Genomic DNA, 22,630 nt, shown 5'->3' with positions numbered 1-22,630 from the left:
GTGGTGCCACCGCTGCGGGCCGCGACGGCGGCGCTCACCCCTTGCCGGTGGCCTTGTTGCGCAGTCCCAGTCGGCTGTGTCCGCGCCCGTACACGAAGTAGACGACGAAGCCGATCGCCATCCACACCGCGAATCGCAGCCAGGTCTCGGCCGGCAGGTTGAGCATCAGCCACAGCGAGGAGAGCACGGACAGGGTGGGGACCAGCGGGACGAGCGGCGTGCGGAAGGCCCGCGGCAGGTCAGGGCGGGAGCGGCGGAGGAGGACGACGCCGATGGCGACCACGACGAAGGCGAACAGCGTGCCGATGTTGACCAGTTCGGCGAGTTCGTCGATCGAGGTGAATCCGGCGACGACGGCGACGACGACGCCCAGCAGGACGGTCGACCGGTAGGGCGTGCCGAAGCGCGGGTGCACGCGGGAGAAGAACTGCGGCAGCAGTCCGTCGCGGCTCATCGCGAAGAACACCCGGCTCTGGCCGAGCAGCAGGATCATGCAGACCGAGGTGAGGCCGACGGCGGCGCCGAAGCTGATGACGCCGGCGTAGAAGGGGTAGCCGACGGCTTTGAAGGCGTCGGCGAGGGGGGCGTCGGTCGACAGTTGGCTGTACTTCTGCATGCCGGTGACGACGATGGACACCGCGACGTAGAGGACGGTGCAGATGGCGAGCGAGCCGAGGATGCCGCGCGGCACGTCGCGCTGCGGGCTGCGGGTCTCCTCGGCGGCGGTGGCGACGATGTCGAAGCCGATGAAGGCGAAGAAGACGACGGCAGCCGCGGCGAAGACGCCCATCACGCCGAAGTCGGACGGGGTGAAGCCGAAGATCAGCTGGGAGAGCGGGGCGGCGTAGCCGCCGGCGCCCTCGGTGGGCCGGCTGGGCGGCAGGAACGGCCGGTAGTTGGCGCCGCTGACGAGGAAGGAGCCGGCGATGACGACGAGCAGGACGATGGTCACCTTGATGCCGACGATCACCGAGGTCACCCGCGAGGAGAGCTTCATGCCGAGGACGAGGACGGCGGTCAGGACCAGGACGAGGACGCAGGCGAGCAGGTCGAATCCGAAGGTGCCTTCGTGGGTGCCGGAGAGCCCGGCGGGCAGGTGCCAGCCCGCGGTGTCGAGCAGCGACCGCAGGTAGCCCGACCAGCCGACGGCGACCACCGCGCAGCCAAGCGCCAGTTCGAGGATGAGGTCCCAGCCGATGATCCAGGCGGGCAGCTCGCCGAGCGAGGCGTAGGAGAAGGTGTAGGCGGAGCCGGCGACCGGCACCGTGGAGGCGAACTCCGCGTAGCACAGGGCCGCCAGCGCGCAGACCACGCCGGCCAGGACGAAGGACAGGGCGACGGCGGGGCCCGCCTGCTCCTTGGCGATCTTGCCGGTGAGAACGAAAATGCCGGTGCCGATGACGACACCGACGCCGAAGACGGTCAGATCGAGCGCCGACAGGGATTTCTTGAGCGCGTGTTCCGGCTCTTCGGTGTCCTGAATGGACTGTTCGACCGTTTTCGTGCGGAACATGCCGCGGTCGCGGCGTGTGTCGCTGCCTGGGCCCTGCTGCCTGCTCATGGGCGAACCTCCGCCTGGACGACCGTCGACACTCTCCTGAACTGACCGAGTCTCCGAAATGCTGAGCGGCCGTCAGGGGCGGCGGGCCTCCGGGCAGCGGGGATTCACCCGATGGAACGCGTCGGCGGACATGCCCATGGGCCGACCGAAGCACCCGCACGGGTGTCCGGTCGGCCCATGGGCTGCGGCTATGAGGTCAGTCGCCGGAGACCTCGGCCGGGCGCGGGGCGCCCGCGGTCTCCTCCGCCGCGCCGGCGTCCTCGTAACGGCCGTCGATCCTGGCGACGAGGCCGGTGACCTGGCGTGCGATGTCCGGAGCTGTGAGCCCGATCTCGGCCATGACCTCCTTGCGCGAGGCGTGGTCGAGGAAGCGCTCGGGGATGCCGAAGTCGCGCAGCGGGATGTCCACCCCGGCGTCCCGCAGCGCCTGCGCGACGGCCGAGCCGACGCCGCCGGTGCGGATGTTGTCCTCGACGGTGACGACGACGCGGTGCTTGGCTGCGAGGCCGGGCAGCGCGGCGTCGACCGGCTTGACCCAGCGCGGGTCGACCACGGTCGTCGAGATGCCCTGCTTGTCGAGGAGGCCGGCGATCTCCAGGCACATGGGGGCCAGCGCGCCCACCGACACCAGCAGGACGTCGGGACGCTTGACCGAGGCGGCGGGCTCGCGCAGCACGTCCATGCCGCCGACCCGTCCGACCGCCTCGACGGCCGGGCCGACCGCGCCCTTGGAGTACCGCACGACGGTCGGGGCGTCATCCACCTCGACGGCTTCGCGCAGCTGGGCGCGGACCTGGTCGGCGTCGCGCGGCGCGGCGATCCGCAGGCCGGGCACGACCTGGAGGAGCGACATGTCCCACATGCCGTTGTGCGAGGCGCCGTCGGTGCCGGTGACGCCCGAGCGGTCCAGGACGAAGGTGACCCCGCACTTGTGCAGGGCGACGTCCATCAGGACCTGGTCGAAGGCGCGGTTGAGGAACGTCGCGTACAGCGCGAAGACGGGGTGCAGCCCGCCGGTGGCCAGGCCGGCGGCGGAGACCGCGCCGTGCTGCTCGGCGATGCCGACGTCGTAGACCCGGTCGGGGAACGCCTTGGCGAACTTCTGGAGGCCGACCGGCTGGAGCATGGCGGCGGTGATCGCCACGATGTCCCCGCGCTCGCGGCCGAGCTTGACCATTTCCTCGCCGAAGACGGAGGTCCAGTCGGCGCCGGACGCGGCGACCGGGAGGCCGGTGTCGGGGTGGATGACGCCGATGCCGTGGAAGCGGTCCGCCTCGTCCTGCTCGGCGGGCTTGTAGCCGCGGCCCTTCTCCGTCAGGCAGTGCACGATGACCGGGCCGCCGAAGCGCTTGGCGCGCTGCAGCGCGGACTCCAGGGCCTCCAGGTCGTGGCCGTCGATCGGGCCGACGTACTTCAGGCCGAGGTCCTCGAACATGCCCTGCGGCGCGATGAAGTCCTTCAGGCCCTTCTTGGCGCCGTGCAGCGTCTCGTAGAGCGGCTTGCCGAGTACCGGGGTGCGCTCCAGGAGGTCCTTGCCTCGGGCCAGGAAGCGCTCGTAGCCGTCGGTGGTGCGCAGGGTGGCGAGGTGGTCGGCGAGGCCGCCGATGGTGGGCGCGTAGGAGCGCTCGTTGTCGTTGACGACGATGACGAGCGGGCGGTCCTTGGCCACGGCGATGTTGTTCAGCGCCTCCCAGGCCATGCCGCCGGTCAGCGCGCCGTCGCCGATCACCGCGACGACGTGGTCGTCCTTGCCGCGCACCTGGTTCGCCTTGGCGAGGCCGTCGGCCCAGCCCAGCACCGTCGACGCGTGGCTGTTCTCGATGACGTCGTGCTCGGACTCGGCCCGCGAGGGGTAGCCGGACAGGCCGCCCTTGGTGCGCAGTCCCGCGAAGTCCTGGCGTCCGGTGAGCAGCTTGTGGACGTAGGACTGGTGGCCGGTGTCGAAGAGGACCCGGTCCTTCGGGGAGTGGAAGACGCGGTGCAGGGCGATGGTCAGCTCGACCACACCCAGGTTCGGCCCGAGGTGTCCACCGGTCTTGGAGACCGCGTCGACGAGGAAGCCGCGGACCTCACCCGCGAGCTGTACGAGCTGTTCCGAGGTGAGCCGGTCCAGGTCGCGTGGCCCTTCGATACGGGTCAGCAACTCCCGCCCGTCTCCAGCGACCGACCCGGCCTGGCGCGCTTCGCGCGGCACCTTCTGCACTGTGCCTCCTTGCTGTCGAGCTTCGAACTGGTCGAGGTTGCCGATCAGCCGAGTCTAATGTTCCGTCGGCTACGGCGGTCCCCGGGCCTTGCGATGTATGTCACTCGGGTGACCGGCCGGATCCGGCCAGGCCCCCGCACGCGGACCGGCCCCCACCGGAACGTGCCTGGTGGGGGCCGGGACGGGCGGACGGCTGACCGCGCATTATGTGCGCCGGACGCGCAGAGAAGACGAAGGACCACCCGCGCCCTATGTGCGCCGGACGCGCAGCGACGGACGAAAGACCACCCGCGCCCTATGTGCGCCGGACGCGCAGCGACGGACGAAAGACCACCCGCGCCCTATGTGCGCCCCGCGGTCTTCTGGGTCCGCCGCGACACCGAGTCGATGACGACGGCGGCGAGCAGCACCGCGCCGGTGATCATGTACTGGATCTCGCTGGCCATGCCGAGCAGGTTCAGGCCCTGCTGGATCGACTGGATGACGAGCATGCCCAGCAGCGCGGACCAGATCTTGCCGCGACCGCCGAAGAGGCTGGTGCCGCCGATGACCGCGGCGGCGATGACGTTCATCAGGGTGTTGCCGGAGCCGAGGTTCTTCGTGGCGCCGCCGGAGAGGCTGGCGATGAACAGTCCGCCGAAGGCGGCCAGCATGCCGGAGATGGCGAACACCGTGATGCGGATCTTGTTGACGTTGATGCCCGCCCTGCGGGCCGCCTCCGCGTTGCCGCCGACCGCGAAGATCTGCCGCCCGTAGGTCGTACGGCGCACCACGAAGTCGGCGATGACCAGCACGGCGAGGAAGAGGACCAGGGCCAGCGGGAGGCCGCGGGCGCCGGCCGGCTCGTTGAGGACGAAGGCGACGGCGACGGCGAGTACCGCGACCACGGCGGTGCGCAGCAGGATCTCGCTCAGCGGCCGGGACGGCAGGGCCGCCGCCTTGCGGCGCTTGGCGTCCAGGAGGAGCGAGCCCGCGTAGGCGAGTACCGCGATCAGGGCGAGCCCGTAGGCGGCGGCCTTGTCCTCGAAGTAGTAGCCGGTGAGGTTCTCGACGATGCTGCCGCTGGGGGTGTTGATGGAGCCTTCCTTGCCCATCATCCAGATCTGCAGGCCGCTCCAGCCGAGGAAGCCGGCGAGGGTGACGACGAACGCCGGGACGCCGACCTTGGCGAAGAAGAAGCCGTGGAGCGTGCCGATGACGGCGCCCGCGGCGACGGCGATGAGGACGGCGAGCACGTCGTTGACGCCGTGGGTGACGCTCAGCACGGCCCAGACGGCCGCGCCGACGCCGGCCACCGAGCCGACGGAGAGGTCGATCTCGCCGAGCAGCAGGACGAAGACGATGCCGACGGCCATGATGCCGAGGCCGGAGGTGTAGACGCCGATGTTGGCGAGGCTGTCGGCGGACAGGAAGCTGCTGTTCTTGAGCTGGAAGACGACGGCGATGACGATCAGGCCGATGACGACCGGGAGGGAGCCCAGCTCGCCGCCGCGTATTCGGCGTTTGAAGTCGCTCACGTAGCCGGCGAAGCCCTGCTCGCGGACGAGCAGGCGGGGATCGACGGCGGCGGCCGTGGCCTGCGGCGCGCTTTCCGCGGTCCGGTCCTTCTCCTCGGCCGGCCGCTTGGTCAGGTCGCTCATGCGCCGGCCTCGCTTCGCGTGCGCCTCTTGACGGTTCGCTCACTCACCGCACGTCCTCCTTCTTCACCTGGTCCGTGCGTGCCTTGCGGCGGGTGACGGCGTTGTCCGACGCGCCGGTGATGGCCGCGATGATCTCTTCGTGGGAGGTGCTTTCGACGTCGAAGACACCGTTGTTGCGGCCCAGTCGCAGGACCGCGACGCGGTCCGCGACGGCCTGGACATCGGCCATGTTGTGGCTGATGAGGATGGTGCCGAGGTTCCGTTCGCGCAGCCGCTCGACGAGGTCGAGGACCTGGGCGGTCTGCTCGACGCCGAGTGCCGCGGTCGGCTCGTCGAGGATGACGACCTTCGGGTCGCCGATCAACGCACGGGCGATGGCGACGACTTGACGCTGACCGCCGGAGAGCGAAGCGACGGGGATCCGGACGCTGGGGATCCGGATGGACAGGGTGTCCAGCAGTTCCTTGGCGCGCCTCTCCATCGCGATCTCGTCCAGGACTCCGGCGGTGCGGATCTCGCTGCCGAGGTAGAGGTTGGCGACCACGTCGAGGTTGTCGCAGAGCGCGAGGTCCTGGTACACGGTGGCGACGCCCAACTCCTGGGCGTCGTGCGGCTTCGTGACGCGGACCGGCCTGCCCTCCCACTCGATGGTGCCTTCGTCGACCGGGTGGACACCCGAAATGGTCTTGACCAGGGTGGACTTGCCGGCGCCGTTGTCGCCGACCAGGGCGACCACCTCACCGGGGTGGATCTCCAGCGTGACGTCCGTGAGCGCCTGGACGGCGCCGAACCGCTTGGAGATCTTGCGCAACGCCAGCACAGGCGTAGCGGACACGTGAATCATCTCCTTCGCCGCCTTCACACCGGCGGGGATGGTGGTGCAGGGAGCACGGGGCTTCGCGAGGTACGGCCGGGCCCGGCGCGCGGGCGGGCCGGCGGGGCGGGGCCGCCGCGGGGGATGCGGCGGCCGGGCCCGGCGGGCTACTTGATGCCGGCCGCCTCGCAGGCCGCCTTCACGTCAGCGGTGCAGATCTGGCTCGCCTTGTAGACCTTGTCCTTGATGATCGTGTCCGCGACGTTGTCCTTGGTCACGACCTGCGCGTCGAACAGCTTGGCCGGGATGCCCTTGACGTCGCCGCTGAGGCTGTCGACCTTGGTGGGCGCCAGGGAACCGATCTTCTCGCCCTTGAGCAGCTTGACCGCGATCTCGGCGGTCGCGTCGGCCTGCGGCTTGATCTGCTTGTAGATCGTGAACGCCTGGTCGCCCTTGAGTACCCGCTGCAGGCCCGCCAGTTCGGAGTCCTGGCCGCCGACCGGGACCTTGACGCCCTGCTGCTTGAGCGCGGTGATGACGCCGCCCGCCTCGCCGTCGTTGGCGGCGTAGACGCCCTGGAAGCCGTCCTTGCCGAGCGAGTCGATGGCCGCGCTCATCTTCTTGTTGGCCTCGTCCGACGACCAGTCGGGGATGTCCTGCTCGTAGGCGATCTTCTTGACCTGCTTGTCGAGGACGGTGTGGGCGCCCTTCTTGAAGAGCGGTGCGTTGGGGTCGGTCGGCGAGCCGTTGATCATGACAACGTTGCTGTCCTTGGCGTCGCTGCCGAGCGCCTTGACCAGCGCCTGCCCCTGGAGGCGGCCGATCTTCTCGTTGTCGTAGGACACGTAGGCGGAGATGTCGCCCTCGGCCAGCCGGTCGTACGCGACGACCTTGACGCCCTTCTTGGCGGCCTGGTTGACCCACGACTTGGTGGCCTTGTAGTCGACCGAGTCCAGGATGATCACCTTGACGCCCTGGGTGATCAGCGCGTCGAACTGCTTCTTCTGGGTCTCGGTCTCCTGCGCCGCGTTGTTGTACTTGACCTTGCAGTCGCTGCACAGCTCATGGATCTTCGCCTCCATGAGGGGCCGGTCGAAGGTCTCGTAACGGGTGGTCTTGTTCTCCGGCAGCAGCAGGCCGATGGTCTTGCCGTCCCCGCCTGCGGCCTTTCCGCCGTCACCGGCCTTGCCGCAGGCGGCCACCGAGAGGGCCAGCGATACGGCTGCGGTACCTATGACGGCGCGACGCGTCCAGACATTCATTGAGCTTGCCTCCCTGACGTGGCCGCGTCGTTGCGGCCGAGGTGGCTGGAAGTCAACTCGGCCGCCAGCGCACCGTCAAGGAGTAAATCCTTAACGAGATGACAACGGTGCCATGCGTTAGGTGCCTGAAGTCAGCTGCCTCAGGCGATGGCGGCGCTCTCGACACCCTGCGCGCCGTCGAGGAGGGTCGAATCGCCCATCTCGCTGAGCACCAGCGCGAGCGCGCCGAGCACCTCGGCCCGACCGCCGAGCGTGCCGGGGACCAGGCCCAACTGCCGTGCCGCACTGGGGATCGCGTACCGCGACACGGATTCCCTGATCGGCCCGAGCACCAGCTCGCCGGCCTCGGCCAGGTCCCCGCCGAGCACCACCCGGCTCGGATTGAGCAGATTGCACAGGTTTGCCACACCACTGCCGATATGGCGTCCTACATCCGCGATGACCCGCCGGCAGCCCGGATCGCCCTCGCGGGCCAGCTGTACGACACGCGCCATGGTGAGATCCGGGCCGTGGCTCGGCTGGAGCAGCGGCAGCACGTAGCGGGCCGCGGTGAACGTCTCCAGGCAGCCGCGGTTGCCGCAGCGGCAGACGGGACCTGCCTCGTCCAGCGTGATGTGCCCGATCTCGCCCGCCGTGCCGCCCGGCCCGCGGTAGATCTGCCCGCTGATCACCAGGCCGGCGCCGACGCCGCTGGCCACCTTGATGTACGCGAGGTCGGCGGCGCCCCGGCCGCTGCCCCACACCAGCTCGCCCAGCGCGCCGAGGTTGGCGTCGTTGTCGACGTAGACGGGCACCCCCAGGCGGCCGGTCAGCTCGTCGGCCGGGTTGGTGCCCGACCAGCCGGGCAGGATCGCGGTGGAGCCGAGCGTGCCCGACTCCACGTCGATCGGGCCCGGCACGCCGAGGCCGACGCCGATGACCTTGCCCGCCTCGATGCCCGTCGCCTCGACCAGCCTGCTGACCAGCCGTTCCGCCCTGTCGAAGCCCTCCGCCGCGGAGGCGTCCACATCGATCGGCTCGGCCTGCTCGGCCAGGACCTGATGGGCGAGGTTCCCGACGGCGACCCGCAGATGGGAGTGGCCGAAGTCGACGCCGACGACGATGCCGGCGTCGCCGGACAGGGACACGCTGCGCGCTCTGCGTCCGCCCGCGGAAGTGGGGGTCACCTCGACGGTCCCGCCGTCCTTCAACTCACGAACGATATTGGAGACGGTGGCCGCGGACAGCCCCGTGCTCCGGGCGATCTCCGCCTGCGTGAGTGAGCCCGCCATGCGCACCGCGCGTACGACCCGCTCCAGATTGGCCCGGTGCAGCGAGGACTGCGACCCCGGAGTCTCCATCGACTCATCCACTCCCGCCTTGGGGCGGGTGGCACGACGACCGCCCGCCGGGCCGGGCCACAACAGTGTGGTCCCAGCTTGTCTCCAACATGTGAATCTAAGCTGACGCGCCTCGGCCACCTCCCGTCAAGTCCTTGAGCGGCTACGGCCCGCCCGAACGCGGCTCCCGCCACAGGAGCGGCGGGAGCCATGGCCGGGCGGGCCGTGCCCGCGGTGCCGGCCCGGGTGCACGGGACGCCGGGCCGGCTGCACGAACTACTTGAGCGCGCCGGCGGTGAGCCCCGCGACCACCTGCCGCTGGAAGATGATGTACGCGGCGAGCACCGGCAGCATCGCGATGGTCAGCCCCGCGAAGAGGCCCGACCAGTCGCCCTTGTAGCCCTGGCTGACGGCGAGGGCCACAAGACCCTGGGTGAGCATCTTCTTGTGCGGATCGCCGACGTTGAGCACCGTCGGCAGCAGGTACTGGTTCCACTGCCCGAGGAAATTGAAGATGCCGACGCTGATCAGGCCCGGCTTGGCCATCGGCAGCATGACCTGGAAGAAGGTGCGGGTGTGCGAGGCGCCGTCGATGAGGGCGGCCTCGGCCACCGAGGTCGGCAGCGTTTTGAAGAATCCGCTGAGGAAGAAGACGGTGAACGGCAGCGAATACGCGATGTAGACGAGGATCAGGCCATGGTAAGTGTCCAGCAGGGCCATGTTCTTCATGACGAAGAACAGCGGAACCAGCGCCAGGATGACCGGGAAGCCCATGCCGCCGACGAAGAGGAAATAGAGGAAACGGTTCCCCGGGAAGTCGAAGCGGGCCAGCACATACGCCGCCATCGCCCCCAGCAGCATCGTACCGATCAGTGAACCGCCCACCACGATCAGCGAGTTGAGGAAGTACTGGCCCATGTTCGCCTTATCCCAGGCGCGCGACCAGTTGTCGAAATGCAGGACGGACGGCAGTCCCCAGGGCGAGCCGAAGATCTCGGTGTCGTCCTTGAAGGAACTCACCACGGCCCACAGCAGCGGCATGGCCACCAACAGGCCCCAGATCACCAGGACTCCGTGCGAGAAGACGTTCAGCACACCGCTTTCGCGGCCCTTCCCGTCCGGCCGGCCCGCCACCCCCTTCGACGGTCCCGGCGCTCCCGCGTCCGCCGTCTTCCCCTTCGTCACACCCGGGTTCGCCGCGCCCGGAAGGCCCGTGGGGTCGGTCTGCGCACTCATCAGAACTCCAGTCGCTCGCGTCGTCCCAGCCGCATGACGATGGCCGAGAAGATGAGGGTCACGATCAGCAGGGAAACGCCGATGGCCGTCGCATATCCGGCCTGACCGTCGCGGAAGGTCTTCTGGTACACGTACAGCGGCAGGACCTCGGTCGAATAGTCGGGGCCGCCGGGACCGACGCTCATGATCTGCACGAAAGCGAAGGCCGAGACGTCCAGAGCGAGAATGCCCATATAGATCCAGCCGGTCTGCACGGTGTCCCACAGCAGCGGCAGGGTGATACGGAAGAACGTATTGATGCGGTTGGCGCCGTCCAGCAGCGCCGCTTCGTAGAAGTCCTTCGGAATGGAACTCATACCGGCCGAGAAGAGCACGACGTAGAAGCCGACGTTCGCCCACACCATCGCGGCCATGACGCACCACAGGGCAATCTGGGGATCACCCAGCCAGTCGGGCTGCACATCGAGGCCGATCGCCTTGAAGAACGCGTTGAGCGCCCCGCTCTCCGGGTTGTATGCGAACTGGAAGAGCAGCGCGACGATCGGGACCGACAGCACCTGCGGGAAGAAGTAGACGATTTTGTACGTGCCCGAGCCGCGCACGCCGCCGATGACCGCCTTCTTCCGCCGCCGGCCACCGACATTGAGCATGAAGGCGAAGAAGAGGCCGAGCGAGAGCGTCACCACCGGCAGCAGCAGCAACAGCGTCACGCTGTTGCCCACGGCGGACCAGAAAACGCTGTCCTTGAAGAGCCGTGCGTAGTTGTCGAACCCGACCATCTTCATGTCCGAGCTGAGCCCGGTCCAGTCCGTCAGGGAGTAGTAGATGGCCTGTACGAACGGCGAGATCACGAAGACCGCGTAAATCGCCAGCGGGACGGCCAGGAACCCCGCGATGAAACGGTATTTACCGTGCTGCATGACCACCGATCCCGTTCTCCGGCTGCGGATGCTGCCGCTGGTGACGCATCGAACTCACCGGTCAGCGCTTGTACTTCGTGACACTGGAATCCGCACGGGTGTCGTCGGCATACTTCTGGATCTTCTTGATCGCCTCGTCGGGTGTCATACGGCCTGCCATCATCTCGCCGATGGCGCCGACCCCGATCTTCTCCTTCTGGAGGGCCACGTACCAGTCCTGCATCCGCGGATTGACGATATTCTCGCCGGCTTTCTCCAGCGCCTGCTGCGCCGAGGCCAGACCGGGCGGCAGCGTGATGCCATCGGTGCCGCCGTTGAGCGACGTCAGCGAGGAGACCTGCTTGATGAAATTCTGCGAGGACTTCTTGCCGAGCATGATGCGCAGCAGCTCCATGCCGCCCTCGGAGTTGTGCCCCTTCTTGGGCACGATGTACGGCTCGCCGCCGGACGCCCAGAGCGTGCCGTACGGCATCTTGTCGGAGCTGGAGAAGCTGGACGGGGCGCCGACCGAGAGCTGGAAATCCGGGTCCTTGGCGAGCTGCTTGGCCGACTCGTTCTCGACCCAGGAGCCGTTGGGGATGAACAGCGCCTTGCCCTCGGCCCAGGCGTTCTGCGACTGGAGGTGGTCGAGCCCGGGAGAGCCCTTGAGCACATAGCCCTTCTTGTACAGCTCGTAATAGGCTTCGAAGGCCGTCTTGACCGCCGGGTCGTGCCAGGCGTTCGGCTCCAGATTGTCGATGCGCCGCAGCACTTCGGCGCCGCCGATCTTGGCGATGAACGGATAGAGGCTGAAGGGGAAGTAGTACGGGTACTTGCCCGGATAGGTCCAGCCGGCGATGCCCTGTTTCTTCGCCTTCGCGCACAGGGCGAGCATGTCGTCCCAGGTCTCCGGGTATTCCGCGTCCAGCTTCTGAAGATTCCCCTTGGAGTACCACACGCCGTAAACCGTGTAGGCGTAGTAGAGGACCCAGGATTCCTTGCCGCCGAACTGGCCCATTTCGAGAACGCCGGGGCGCAGCGTGTCCCGGACCTTCTTGCTCGGGTCGTCGATCGACGGGGCGTCGAAGAGCGGGGTGAGATCGGTGAGCTGGTCCTTGCTGACCAGGGTTCCGAAGTCCATCTGCTCCGCGCCGGAGTTGTCGACGAGGTCCGGCGGGTTCCCGCCGTTGAACCGGGGCTGGAGCGTCGACTGAATCTTCTGGGTGGAGGTCAGCTTGACCTTCCCGTCGGCCTTCGGGAATGCCTTGGTGTACTCGCCCTGTGCGGCCTTCGCGTACTTGTCGCCGAATCCGCCGTCGAAGATGACGACATCGAGGCCGGCGGATTCGTTGACGGCCAGCGGATTCTTGGCCGACTTGGTGCCCTTTTCGACCTTGTCACCGCCTCCGCCGCCCGCTCCGGCGCAAGCCGTCAGGACGCTCATGGCCGGAACGGCGACAATTCCGACGGCCGCGGCTCGCTTGACCAGATCGCGGCGGTTGAATTCCGAGGTGAATCCCATGCGCAAGTCCTCGCCTTCTCCAGGACTCAGGCAGTACCGGAACTCCCGGCACCGCAGGTCATCAGATGGAGCTGAGTTGTACGGGATGTGCACCGGGCGTGCCAGAGATATGCGGGGAAATCATCCGATCCCCGCATTTCCCCCCGGGTCCGCGGGCCGTTGTCATGGCCGTTCGGACGCCGACAGGTATAGTCCACTTCCGGTCGACCGGCAAGATCGAATGCACGGTTCGGCAGTGTCTTTCCCGAGTTGAGACCTCATCGGCCGGTGCGCCTCCGCGGCAGCCCGTAGCGCCGGTCCGCTCCGCACCCTTGACACCCGAGATGCCACGCACGTTACTTATCTCTGCGCTATCCAACTGACAACGATGTCAACACCGTTGAGAGGGCTCGCGTGCGGCTCAGACACCGGCACACCCCCCTGCGGACGACCGCCCGGCCCGCCGCCCTCGTGGCCGCCGCGCTGCTCGTCCTCACCGCGTACGGCCCGGCCGCCCAGGCCGCGCCGCCGCCAAAGCCGCCTGGTGCGGCGGTCTTCAGCTCGTCCTTCGAGCCGGGCCAGCCGCCGCCCGACTGGAGCGATACCCCCGAGACCGGCCCCGACGGGCACCCCAAGGCCGCCGGCGTCAGCCCGCAGGCCGCCCCGGCGGCACCGGGCATGACCACCCGCACCGGCACAGGACCCGCCGACTCCCCCACCGCCAAGACGGGCGCGGGCTTCTCCGGCCGCCACGCGCTGCGCTACGCCGGCACCCACACCGCCGCCGGTCACGGCTACGCGTACAACAAGGTCTTCGACGTCAACACCCCGGTCACCGCGGCCACTTCGCTCTCCTACAAGATCTTCCCTGAGATGGCGAAGACCGACGCGGACTACCCCGCGACCCACGTCGCCGTCGACCTGGCCTTCACCGACGGCAGCTACCTCAGCCAGCTGCACGCCGTCGACCAGCACGGCACCCCGCTGACGCCGCAGGGCCAGGCCGCCGCCAAGATGCTCTACGTCAACCAGTGGAACGACCGCACCTCGCGGATCGGCGCGGTGGCCGCGGGCAAGGTCATCGACCGCATCCTGGTCGCCTACGACGCGCCCGCCGCCCCGAAGACCGACCCGGCCTTCCGCGGCTGGGTCGACGACATCGCGATCGGCCCGAAGCCCCCGGACAAGCCGCTCGCCCATCTCTCCGACTACGCGACGACCACCCGCGGCACCCTCTCCAGCGGCAGCTTCTCGCGCGGCAACACCTTCCCCGCCACCGCCGTCCCCAATGGCTTCAACTTCTGGACGCCGGTGACCGATGCGGGCTCGTCCGACTGGCTCTACGAGTACGCGAAGAAGAACAACGCCGACAACCTCCCCACCCTCCAGGCGTTCAGCGCCAGCCACGAGCCCAGCCCCTGGATGGGCGACCGGCAGACGTTCCAGGTGATGCCGTCGACGGCCCACGGCGTCCCGGACGCCTCCCGCACGGCCCGCGCGCTGCCCTTCCACCACGAGAACGAGACCGCGAAGCCGCACCACTACGGCGTCACCTTCGACAACGGCCTCAAGACGGAGATCACCCCGACCGACCACGCCGCGATGATGCGCTTCACCTTCCCCGGCGACGACGCGAACCTGATCTTCGACAACGTCAACAACAAGGGCGGACTCACGCTGGATCCCGGGCACGGGACGGTCAGCGGCTTCTCCGACGTCAAGAGCGGCCTGTCGACCGGCGCCACCCGGCTCTTCGTCTACGGCACCTTCGACGCACCGGTCACCCGGGGCGGCCGGCTCGGCGGGGGCGGGGGCAAGGACGTCACCGGCTACCTGCGCTTCAAGCCCGGCGCCGACCGCACCGTCACCCTGCGCATCGCCACCTCCCTGATCGGCACCGACCAGGCGAAGGCCAACCTCACCCGCGAGATCCCGGCCGGCACGTCCTTCGCACGGACCGAGCACCGGGCCCAGGCGCAGTGGGACGACATCCTGGGCCGCATCGAGGTCGAGGGCGCGAGCCGCGACCAGCTCACCACGCTCTACTCCAGCCTCTACCGCCTCTACCTCTACCCCAACTCCGGTTCGGAACAGGTCGGTTCGCGCACCCGCTACGCCAGCCCGTTCTCCCCCCGGGTCGGCGACGACACCCCGACCCGCACCGGCTCGAAGATCGTCGACGGCGCGATCCACGTCAACAACGGCTTCTGGGACACCTACCGGACGACCTGGCCCGCCTATTCCCTCCTCACCCCGAAGCGGGCGGGCGAGATGGTGGACGGATTCGTCCAGCAGTACAAGGACGGCGGCTGGATATCCCGCTGGTCATCGCCGGGATATGCGGATCTGATGACCGGGACGAGTTCCGATGTGGCCTTCGCCGACGCCTATGTGAAGGGCGTGAGATTCGACGCCGAGGCCGCCTACGACGCGGCCGTCAAGAACGCCACCGTCGCCCCGCCCGCCCCCGGCGTCGGCCGCAAGGGCATGAACACCTCGCCCTTCCTCGGCTACACCGCTACCGACACCAAGGAAGGCGCTTCCTGGGCGCTGGAGGGCTATCTCAACGACTTCGGTATATCCCGTATGGGCCGGGCTCTCCACGCAAAGACCCATAAAGCCCGTTACAAGGAGGAGTCCGACTATTTCCTGGGCCGCGCCCAGAATTACGTCAAGCTCTTCGACAAGGGCGTCGGCTTCTTCCAGGGCAAGGACGCCGAGGGCAACTGGCGGCTGCCGCCCGGGAAGTTCGACCCGCGGGTCTGGGGCAACGACTACACCGAGACCTACGCCTGGACGTACGCCTTCACCGCGCCGCAGGACACCCGCGGGCTGGCCAATCTCTACGGCGGCCGGGCCGGCCTGGCCAAGAAGCTGGACACGTACTTCGCCACACCGGAAACCGCGTCGAAGGAATTCGCCGGCTCCTACGGCGACGTCATCCACGAGATGACCGAGGCCAGGGACACCCGGATGGGCATGTACGGGCACAGCAACCAGCCCTCGCACCACATCGCGTACACCTATGACGCCGCGGGGCAGCCCTGGAAGACGCAGGAGAAGGTCCGTGAGGTGCTGTCCAGGCTCTATGTCGGAAGCGAGATCGGGCAGGGATATCCGGGCGACGAGGACAACGGCGAGATGTCCGCGTGGTACGTCTTCAGCGCGCTCGGCTTCTATCCGCTGGTGATGGGCCAGGGCGAATACGCGGTGGGTTCCCCGCTGTTCACCAAGGCCACCGTCCATCTGGAGAACGGCCGCGATCTCGTCGTCAACGCGCCTCGCAACAGCGCGCGGAACGTCTACGTCCAGAATCTGCGGGTCAACGGAAAGCCGTGGAATTCCACCGCGCTGCCGCACAAACTGCTGGCCCGCGGCGGCACCCTGGACTTCACGATGGGCGCCCGCCCGTCATCCTGGGGCACGGGCAAGGACGCGGCCCCCACGTCGATCACCCAGGACGACAAGGTGCCGTCGCCGCCCGCCGACGTGACGGACCCGGGCGCGGGACCGCTCTTCGACAACACATCGGCCACCTCGGCGCCGTTCACCCGGACCATGGCCGACCTGGCGGAACCGGCCCGGGTGACCTCGTACACCCTCACCTCGGCGGACCGCGCCGATGCGCCCACGGGCTGGACGCTGGAGGGCTCCGCCGACGGCAGCCATTGGAAGCCACTCGGCCACCGCACGCACGAGTCCTTCCGCTGGGACCACCAGACCCGGGTCTTCGCCGTCGGCACACCGGGCAGCTACCGGCACTACCGCCTGGTTCCGGACGGATCCGGCAGCTCCCTCGCGGAGATCGAGCTGCTGGCGTAGTACGGGCGCGCATGCGCGAAGGGCCGCACCCCATCACCGGGGTGCGGCCCTTCAGGTGCTCAGGGCGCTCAGCTGTTGATCAGCGACCGCAGCACGTACTGGAGGATGCCGCCGTTGCGGTAGTAGTCCGCCTCGCCGGGGGTGTCGATGCGCAGCTTGGCGTCGAACTCGACATCGCCCGCGGTGACCTTGACGGTCTCCGGGATGCCGCCGTCGTTCAGGCCGGTGACGCCGGTGACCGAGAAGGTCTCCTCGCCGGTCAGGCCGAGCGACTCGGCGGTGGCGCCCTCGGGGAACTGGAGCGGGAGGACGCCCATGCCGATGAGGTTCGAGCGGTGGATGCGCTCGTAGGACTCGGCGATGACGGCCTTGACGCCGAGGAGCGCGGTGCCCTTGGCGGCCCAGTCGCGGGACGAGCCGGAGCCGTACTCCTTGCCGGCCAGGATGACCAGCGGGGTGCCGGCGGCCTGGTAGTTCTGCGACGCGTCGTAGATGAAGGAGACCGGGCCGCCCTCGACGGTGAAGTCGCGGGTGAAGCCGCCCTCGGTGCCCGGCGCGATCTGGTTGCGCAGGCGGATGTTGGCGAAGGTGCCGCGGATCATGACTTCGTGGTTGCCACGGCGCGAGCCGTAGGAGTTGAAGTCGCGACGCTCGACGCCGTGCTCGGTGAGGTACTTGCCGGCCGGGGTGTCGGCCTTGATCGCACCGGCCGGGGAGATGTGGTCGGTGGTGACCGAGTCGCCGAGCTTGGCGAGCACGCGGGCGCCGGCGATGTCCTCGACCGGGGTCGTCTCCATCGTCATGCCCTCGAAGTACGGGGGCTTGCGAACGTAGGTGGACTCGGCGTCCCACTCGAAGGTGTTGCCGGTCGGGATCGGCAGCGCCTGCCACTGGGCGTCACCGGCGAAGACGTCCTCGTAGGAGGAGGAGAACATGTCCTGGCCGATGGCGGAGGCGACGACCTCGTTGACCTCGGCCTCGGTGGGCCAGATGTCCTGGAGGTAGACGGGCTTGCCGTCCTGGTCGATGCCCAGGGCGTCCTTGGTGATGTTCACCTTCATCGAGCCGGCGATGGCGTACGCGACGACCAGCGGCGGGGACGCCAGGTAGTTCATCTTGACGTCGGGGTTGATCCGGCCCTCGAAGTTACGGTTGCCGGAGAGCACCGAAGTGACGGCCAGGTCGTGCTCGTTGACGGCCTTGGAGACCTCCTCCGGCAGCGGTCCCGAGTTGCCGATGCAGGTGGTGCAGCCGTAGCCGACGAGGTTGAAGCCGACCTTGTCGAGGTACGGGGTCAGGCCCGCACGGTCGAAGTAGTCGGTGACGACCTTGGAGCCCGGGGCGAGGGTGGTCTTGACCCACGGCTTGCGGGTCAGGCCCTTCTCGACCGCCTTCTTGGCCACCAGCGCGGCGGCGACCATGACGTACGGGTTCGAGGTGTTGGTGCAGGAGGTGATCGCGGCGACGGTGACGGCGCCGTGGTCGATCTCGTACGTCGAGCCGTCGGGGGCGGTGACGGTGGTCGGACGGGTCGGCACGCCGTTGTGGGCGGCCGGCGCGTCGGATGCCGGGAAGGACTCCTTGCCCGACTCCTCGTCCTCGGAGACGTAGTTGCGGACGTCCTGGGCGAACTGCTCGGCGGCGTTGGCGAGGACGATGCGGTCCTGCGGGCGCTTGGGGCCTGCGATCGACGGCACGACCGTCGAGAGGTCCAGCTCCAGCTTCTCGGAGAAGTCGGGCTCGGCGGCCGGGTCGAGCCAGAGGCCCTGCTCCTTGGCGTACGCCTCGACGAGCGCGACCTGCTGCGCGGAGCGGCCGGTGAGCTTGAGGTAGTTCAGGGTCTCGTCGTCGATCGGGAAGATCGCGGCGGTGGAGCCGAACTCCGGCGACATGTTGCCGATGGTGGCGCGGTTGGCGAGCGAGGTGGCGGCGACGCCCTCGCCGTAGAACTCGACGAACTTGCCGACGACGCCGTGCTTGCGCAGCATCTCGGTGATCGTGAGGACCAGGTCGGTGGCGGTGGTGCCGGGGGTCAGCTCGCCGGTCAGCTTGAAGCCGACGACGCGCGGGATGAGCATCGAGACCGGCTGGCCGAGCATCGCGGCCTCGGCCTCGATGCCGCCGACGCCCCAGCCCAGCACGCCGAGGCCGTTGACCATGGTGGTGTGCGAGTCGGTGCCGACGAGGGTGTCGGGGTACGCCTGGCCGTTGCGGATCATGACCGTACGGGCCAGGTGCTCGATGTTGACCTGGTGGACGATGCCGGTGCCCGGGGGGACGACCTTGAACTCGTCGAAGGCGGTCTGGCCCCAGCGCAGGAACTGGTAGCGCTCGCGGTTGCGGCCGTACTCCAGCTCGACGTTCTGGGCGAACGCGTCGTTGGTGCCGAACTTGTCGGCGATGACGGAGTGGTCGATGACCAGCTCGGCCGGGGCGAGCGGGTTGATCTTCGCCGCGTCGCCGCCCAGCTCCTTGACGGCCTCACGCATGGTGGCGAGGTCCACGACGCAGGGCACGCCGGTGAAGTCCTGCATGATCACGCGGGCCGGGGTGAACTGGATCTCCTGGCTCGGCTGGGCCTGCGAGTCCCAGCTGCCGATCGCCCGGATGTGGTCGGCGGTGATGTTCGCGCCGTCCTCGGTACGGAGCAGGTTCTCCAGCAGCACCTTCAGGCTGTACGGCAGGCGGGCGGAGCCCTCGACCTTGTCCAGCTTGAAGATCTCGTACGACTCGTCACCCACGCGCAGCGTGCTGCGGGCGTCGAAGCTGTTCGCCGACACGACAGTCTCCTTCATGCATGAATTCACGCGTACCACCGCGCCGGTGGCCCGGTGGCGACTGTCGTCCCACGGGTCCGTTGCAGGTCCTTGCCGATCCGCTAAGGTATCCCTAAGTTAGGTATGCCTCACTAGCGCGGCAGCGGTACGCCTCTCGGCAGATATCTCGATGTCGAGATAACTCTAATACATCGCCGCGGCGGGGTCATGCCCTGGCGGAGCGACCTGCCGCAGCGAAGATCGCCGGTGCGCCGGCGCTACGAGCGGACCGCAGAGGCCCCGGAAGGGCGGCCGGCCTCCCAGGCCGCCTCGATCATCCGGAAGATCTCGTCCACCGCGGCCTCCGGATCGTCCGCCTCTCGGGCCAGCGCATAGGCGTCGATCACGAACCTCGCGATCGCCCGGCAGGCCGTTGCGGTCCGCGACAGGCCGGGGTCGGCGGCGATGGCCGTCGCCAGCAAATCCGCATGGCGCAGCCGCATCGACTCGTCGTACTTCCGCAGGGCGGGCGATGCGTCGATCATGCGCCGGACCGGGGCGGCGCCGTCCGCCGTGCAGTGCCGCACCAGGGCCTGGATCTCGCGGCGCAGCGCGGGGATGAGCGGCTCGTGCGGCGACCGGCCGGTGACCGCCTGCGTGAGGCGCTGCTCGAAGTCTTCGTCCTGCTCGAACACCAGGGCCTCTTTCGAGGCGAAGTGGGAGAAGAGCGTGGTGACGGCGACGTCGGCCTCGGCGGCCACGTCACGGATACCCACCGCGTCGTACCCGCGCTCCAGGAAGAGCCGCAGGGCGGCGTCAGCGATCTTCTGGCGGGTCGCGGCCTTCTTGCGTTCACGGCGTCCGGACGGCTCGGTCATGGCGTGAAGCTATCAAATACAAAGGAGTAACAGTTCCAAAACGCTAACCGTTAGTGTTACCTTCGGCGGCATGAAGAGAGTGAGCTTCGCCGAGTACGGCGGTCCTGATGTTCTGCAACTCGAAGACGCCGATGAGCCCCACGCGGGCCCCGGCCGGATACGCATCGCCGTGCGGGCGGCGGGCGTGAACCCCGTCGACTGGAGGGTCCGTGAAGGCCAGGTTCTGGGGGCCCATCCGGTCGCGTTGCCCGCCGGGGTCGGTCTGGACGCCGCCGGGGTGGTGGACGAGGTCGGCGCGGGAGTCGAAGGGGTCGAGGTCGGCGACCACGTGTTCGGCGAAGGCTCCGGCACCTACGCCGAGTTCGCCGTGCTGTCGGCCTGGGCCCGCATGCCCGAGGGGCTGACGTTCGAAGAGGCCGCCGGGTATCCATCCGTGGTGGAGACCGCGCTGCGCATCATCCGCGAGGCCGGTGTGCAGCGCGGGCAGACGCTGCTGGTCAGTGGCGCGTCCGGGGGCGTCGGATCGGCGGTGCTCCAGATCGCCCGCGACCGCGGCATCACGGTGATCGGCACGGCCGGAGCCGCGAACCAGGACTATCTGCGGAGCCTGGGCGCTCTCGCCACGACGTACGGCGAGGGCTGGGTCGAGCGGGTGCGGCGGCTCGGCCGGGTCGACGCGGCTCTCGATCTGGCCGGCTCGGGCGTGATCCGCGAGCTGGTGGAGCTGACCGGGGATCCGCGGAAGGTGATCTCCATCGCCGATCTCGGCGCGCCGGATCTCGGTGTCCGGTTCTCCGGCGTGGCCGGGAGCGTGCCGGACGCGCTCGCCGAGGCCGCCCGCCTCATCGCGCGGGGAAAGCTCCACATCCCGGTCGAGAAGTCGTACCCGCTCGCCGAGGCCGCGGCGGCGCACGTCGACAGCCGGGCCGGTCACACACGCGGGCGCCGGGTCGTGGTCATCTGAACCGTTTCCGCAACGCACGCCCCCGCTGACTGCCCGACGGGCCGGTGGTCACGGCTCGATGAGCCCGGCGCGGATGGCGTAGCGGGCGAGTTCGAGGCGGTCCTTGAGGCCGAGTTTCTGCAGCAGGTTGGCGCGGTGGCGTTCGACGGTCTTGACGCTGATGACGAGCAGGGCGGCGATCTGCTGGGAGGTGTGGCCCTCGGCGACGAGTTTGAGGATTTCCTCCTCGCGGTCGGTGATGGCCCGCTCGGGCAGCGGCTCACCGTGCCGCACCCGGTCGAGATAGTTGCGGATCAGGGCGTTGACGGCGCCCGGGTAGAGGAAGGGCTCGCCGCGCATGGTGGCGCGGCAGGCTTCGACGAGGTCGCGGTCGGCGACGGATTTCAGGACGTAACCGGAGGCGCCGGCCGCGAGGGCTTCGAAGAAGTACTGCTCGTTGTCGTACATCGTCAGCATCAGGAGGCGGACGTCGGGCTGGGTGCGGGACAGTTCGCGGGCGGCCTGCAGGCCGGTGGTGCGGGGCATGGCGATGTCGAGGATGGCCAGGTCCGGATGGTGGGTGCGGGTGGCTTCGATGGCCTCGGCACCGTCGCCTGCCTCGGCGACCACCGTCAGGTCGGGCTCGGCGTCGAGGATGAGGCGCACTCCGCGGCGGACCAGTCGGTGGTCGTCGGCGAGCAGGATGCGGGTTTCCTTCACCTCGGGCATGGCCGGTGGCTCCCTCGGTGGGTGGGGACGACGAGCCGTACCTCGGTGCCGCTGCCGTGGCCGGGTCCGATGCACAGGTCGGCGCCGATGAGCAGGGCGCGTTCGCGCATGCCGCCGATGCCGGACCCTTCGGGAGCGCCGTGGGTGCCGCGGCCGTCGTCGCGGACGCTCAGCTCCACACCGGCGACGGTGCGTTCAAGGGTGAGGCCGACGCGGCGGGCGCCCGAGTGGCGGGCTGCGTTGGTCAGGCCCTCCTGGGCGACGCGGTAGAGGACGAGTTCGGTGTCCCGGCTCAGCGGCGGCAGCTCGGCGTCGATGTGATGGCGTACGGACAGGGCGGGGCCGGTGAACTCGCCGGTGAGGGCCTTGAGGGCGCTGGACAGGCCGAGTTCCTCCAGGACGCCGGGGCGCAGGCGGCGGGCGATGCGGCGGATCTCGTCGAGGCCGGCGCGGGTGGTCTCCTGAACCTGGTGGAGTTCGTCGCGTACGGCGGGTGGTGCGTGGTCGGCGACGCGTTTGAGTTCCAGCAGGACGGCGGTGAGGGTCTGGCCGACCTCGTCGTGGAGTTCCTGGGCGATGCGGTGGCGTTCGGCTTCCTGCGCGGACAGGGCGCGGGCGGCGCTGACGGTGCGTTCGGCCTCCAGCCGGTCCAGCATGGCGTTGAACGTCGTGATCAGTTCGGCGACCTCGCCCTGGCCGCCGGCGGCCGGGCGCGCTCCCGGCCGCAGCAGGTCCGTGGTGGTCATGGCACGCGTGAGGCGTTGCAGCGGGGCGAGGCCGACGCGCAGCAGCACGCCGTTGGCGATCAGCATCGCGGCCAGTCCCGCGGTGAGCACGGCGGCCTCGGTGAGCAGCACCGGGGTGGAGACGGTGACAGGACCCAGCAGCAGGGCGGTCGCCGCGGTCAGCACCACGGCGTTGAGCAGGAAGATCCGCCAGAACAGGGGCATCGGCCCACCTCTTCTCACGTCGCTCATCCGGCGGCCGGTACCGGCCGGGCGCGCCCGCCGGAGCAGGTGCCCCGGCCGCCGCCGAGCGTGCGTGCCAGGCGCCGCGACGCCGCGGAG

At 69.0% G+C, this 22,630-nt stretch carries 15 protein-coding genes; 2 read left to right on the top strand and 13 right to left on the bottom strand.

What is annotated here, in order from left to right; genetic code table 11:
* Positions 1-34: 34 nt before the first annotated feature.
* The 9 genes from ACGFNI_RS27340 to ngcE form a co-directional block, all read right to left on the bottom strand.
* Positions 35-1,561, bottom strand: a complete 1,527-nt coding sequence (locus tag ACGFNI_RS27340) for an amino acid permease (protein ID WP_393687317.1) — start codon at positions 1,559-1,561, stop codon at positions 35-37.
* A 196-nt stretch (positions 1,562-1,757) separates the two neighbouring features.
* Positions 1,758-3,764, bottom strand: a complete 2,007-nt coding sequence (dxs, locus tag ACGFNI_RS27335; RefSeq protein WP_393687316.1) for a 1-deoxy-D-xylulose-5-phosphate synthase — start codon at positions 3,762-3,764, stop codon at positions 1,758-1,760.
* Positions 3,765-4,105: 341 nt separating this feature from the next.
* Complete coding sequence (locus ACGFNI_RS27330) at positions 4,106-5,404, bottom strand: sugar ABC transporter permease (RefSeq protein WP_393687315.1); 1,299 nt, start codon at positions 5,402-5,404, stop codon at positions 4,106-4,108.
* A 43-nt stretch (positions 5,405-5,447) separates the two neighbouring features.
* Complete coding sequence (locus tag ACGFNI_RS27325) at positions 5,448-6,248, bottom strand: ATP-binding cassette domain-containing protein (RefSeq protein WP_393687314.1); 801 nt, start codon at positions 6,246-6,248, stop codon at positions 5,448-5,450.
* A 137-nt stretch (positions 6,249-6,385) separates the two neighbouring features.
* Positions 6,386-7,480 (bottom strand): substrate-binding domain-containing protein, encoded by a 1,095-nt coding sequence (locus tag ACGFNI_RS27320; protein ID WP_393687313.1) that lies wholly within the window; start codon positions 7,478-7,480, stop codon positions 6,386-6,388.
* A gap of 140 nt (positions 7,481-7,620) precedes the next feature.
* Positions 7,621-8,820 (bottom strand): ROK family protein, encoded by a 1,200-nt coding sequence (locus ACGFNI_RS27315; RefSeq protein ID WP_393687312.1) that lies wholly within the window; start codon positions 8,818-8,820, stop codon positions 7,621-7,623.
* 255 nt (positions 8,821-9,075) lie between these two features.
* A complete protein-coding gene (locus ACGFNI_RS27310) occupies positions 9,076-10,035 on the bottom strand; it encodes a carbohydrate ABC transporter permease (protein ID WP_393687311.1) in 960 nt (319 codons plus the stop codon).
* Positions 10,035-10,955, bottom strand: coding sequence for a carbohydrate ABC transporter permease (locus ACGFNI_RS27305; RefSeq protein ID WP_393687310.1), 921 nt, complete (start codon positions 10,953-10,955; stop codon positions 10,035-10,037). Before ACGFNI_RS27305 ends, ACGFNI_RS27310 begins: the two co-directional genes overlap by 1 nt.
* A gap of 61 nt (positions 10,956-11,016) precedes the next feature.
* Positions 11,017-12,456 (bottom strand): N-acetylglucosamine/diacetylchitobiose ABC transporter substrate-binding protein, encoded by a 1,440-nt coding sequence (gene ngcE / locus ACGFNI_RS27300; RefSeq protein ID WP_393687309.1) that lies wholly within the window; start codon positions 12,454-12,456, stop codon positions 11,017-11,019.
* Positions 12,457-12,849: 393 nt separating this feature from the next.
* On the opposite strand from ngcE, the gene ACGFNI_RS27295 reads away from it, so the two are divergent.
* The gene (locus ACGFNI_RS27295; protein WP_393687308.1) at positions 12,850-16,257 is read left to right on the top strand and encodes a GH92 family glycosyl hydrolase; all 3,408 of its coding nucleotides are present in this window, start codon (positions 12,850-12,852) and stop codon (positions 16,255-16,257) included.
* A gap of 68 nt (positions 16,258-16,325) precedes the next feature.
* On the opposite strand, the gene acnA is transcribed toward ACGFNI_RS27295, so the two are convergent.
* Both acnA and ACGFNI_RS27285 read right to left on the bottom strand, forming a co-directional pair.
* The gene (acnA, locus tag ACGFNI_RS27290) at positions 16,326-19,037 is read right to left on the bottom strand and encodes an aconitate hydratase AcnA (RefSeq protein WP_393687307.1); all 2,712 of its coding nucleotides are present in this window, start codon (positions 19,035-19,037) and stop codon (positions 16,326-16,328) included.
* 254 nt (positions 19,038-19,291) lie between these two features.
* Entirely contained in the window at positions 19,292-19,891 is a 600-nt protein-coding gene (locus ACGFNI_RS27285) for a TetR/AcrR family transcriptional regulator (protein WP_393687306.1), read from the bottom strand.
* Positions 19,892-19,961: 70 nt separating this feature from the next.
* On the opposite strand from ACGFNI_RS27285, the gene ACGFNI_RS27280 reads away from it, so the two are divergent.
* Positions 19,962-20,855: an NADP-dependent oxidoreductase gene (locus ACGFNI_RS27280; RefSeq protein WP_393687305.1), complete on the top strand. Its 894-nt coding sequence runs from the start codon at positions 19,962-19,964 to the stop codon at positions 20,853-20,855.
* 48 nt (positions 20,856-20,903) lie between these two features.
* Here ACGFNI_RS27280 and ACGFNI_RS27275 read toward each other — a convergent pair whose 3' ends face one another.
* Together ACGFNI_RS27275 and ACGFNI_RS27270 are read right to left on the bottom strand one after the other, a co-directional pair.
* Entirely contained in the window at positions 20,904-21,563 is a 660-nt protein-coding gene (locus ACGFNI_RS27275) for a response regulator (protein ID WP_393687304.1), read from the bottom strand.
* Complete coding sequence (locus ACGFNI_RS27270; RefSeq protein WP_393687303.1) at positions 21,551-22,513, bottom strand: sensor histidine kinase; 963 nt, start codon at positions 22,511-22,513, stop codon at positions 21,551-21,553. The genes ACGFNI_RS27275 and ACGFNI_RS27270 overlap by 13 nt, the downstream gene beginning before the upstream one ends.
* Positions 22,514-22,630 lie beyond the last annotated feature (117 nt).

The organism is Streptomyces sp. NPDC048644 (assembly GCF_043199105.1).
Classification (GTDB): domain Bacteria; phylum Actinomycetota; class Actinomycetes; order Streptomycetales; family Streptomycetaceae; genus Streptomyces.
This window is presented reverse-complemented; position numbering and strand designations above follow the sequence as displayed.

Coding starts and splice junctions, on each gene's coding strand:
- ACGFNI_RS27325 (WP_393687314.1), bottom strand. CDS start 6,248: ATGATTCACGTGTCCGCTACGCCTGTGCTGGCGTTGCGCAAGATCTCC.
- ACGFNI_RS27280 (WP_393687305.1), top strand. CDS start 19,962: ATGAAGAGAGTGAGCTTCGCCGAGTACGGCGGTCCTGATGTTCTGCAA.
- ACGFNI_RS27275 (WP_393687304.1), bottom strand. CDS start 21,563: ATGCCCGAGGTGAAGGAAACCCGCATCCTGCTCGCCGACGACCACCGA.
- ngcE (WP_393687309.1), bottom strand. CDS start 12,456: ATGGGATTCACCTCGGAATTCAACCGCCGCGATCTGGTCAAGCGAGCC.
- ACGFNI_RS27320 (WP_393687313.1), bottom strand. CDS start 7,480: ATGAATGTCTGGACGCGTCGCGCCGTCATAGGTACCGCAGCCGTATCG.
- ACGFNI_RS27285 (WP_393687306.1), bottom strand. CDS start 19,891: ATGACCGAGCCGTCCGGACGCCGTGAACGCAAGAAGGCCGCGACCCGC.
- ACGFNI_RS27330 (WP_393687315.1), bottom strand. CDS start 5,404: ATGAGCGACCTGACCAAGCGGCCGGCCGAGGAGAAGGACCGGACCGCG.
- ACGFNI_RS27340 (WP_393687317.1), bottom strand. CDS start 1,561: ATGAGCAGGCAGCAGGGCCCAGGCAGCGACACACGCCGCGACCGCGGC.
- ACGFNI_RS27315 (WP_393687312.1), bottom strand. CDS start 8,820: ATGGAGACTCCGGGGTCGCAGTCCTCGCTGCACCGGGCCAATCTGGAG.
- ACGFNI_RS27310 (WP_393687311.1), bottom strand. CDS start 10,035: ATGAGTGCGCAGACCGACCCCACGGGCCTTCCGGGCGCGGCGAACCCG.
- ACGFNI_RS27305 (WP_393687310.1), bottom strand. CDS start 10,955: ATGCAGCACGGTAAATACCGTTTCATCGCGGGGTTCCTGGCCGTCCCG.
- ACGFNI_RS27270 (WP_393687303.1), bottom strand. CDS start 22,513: ATGCCCCTGTTCTGGCGGATCTTCCTGCTCAACGCCGTGGTGCTGACC.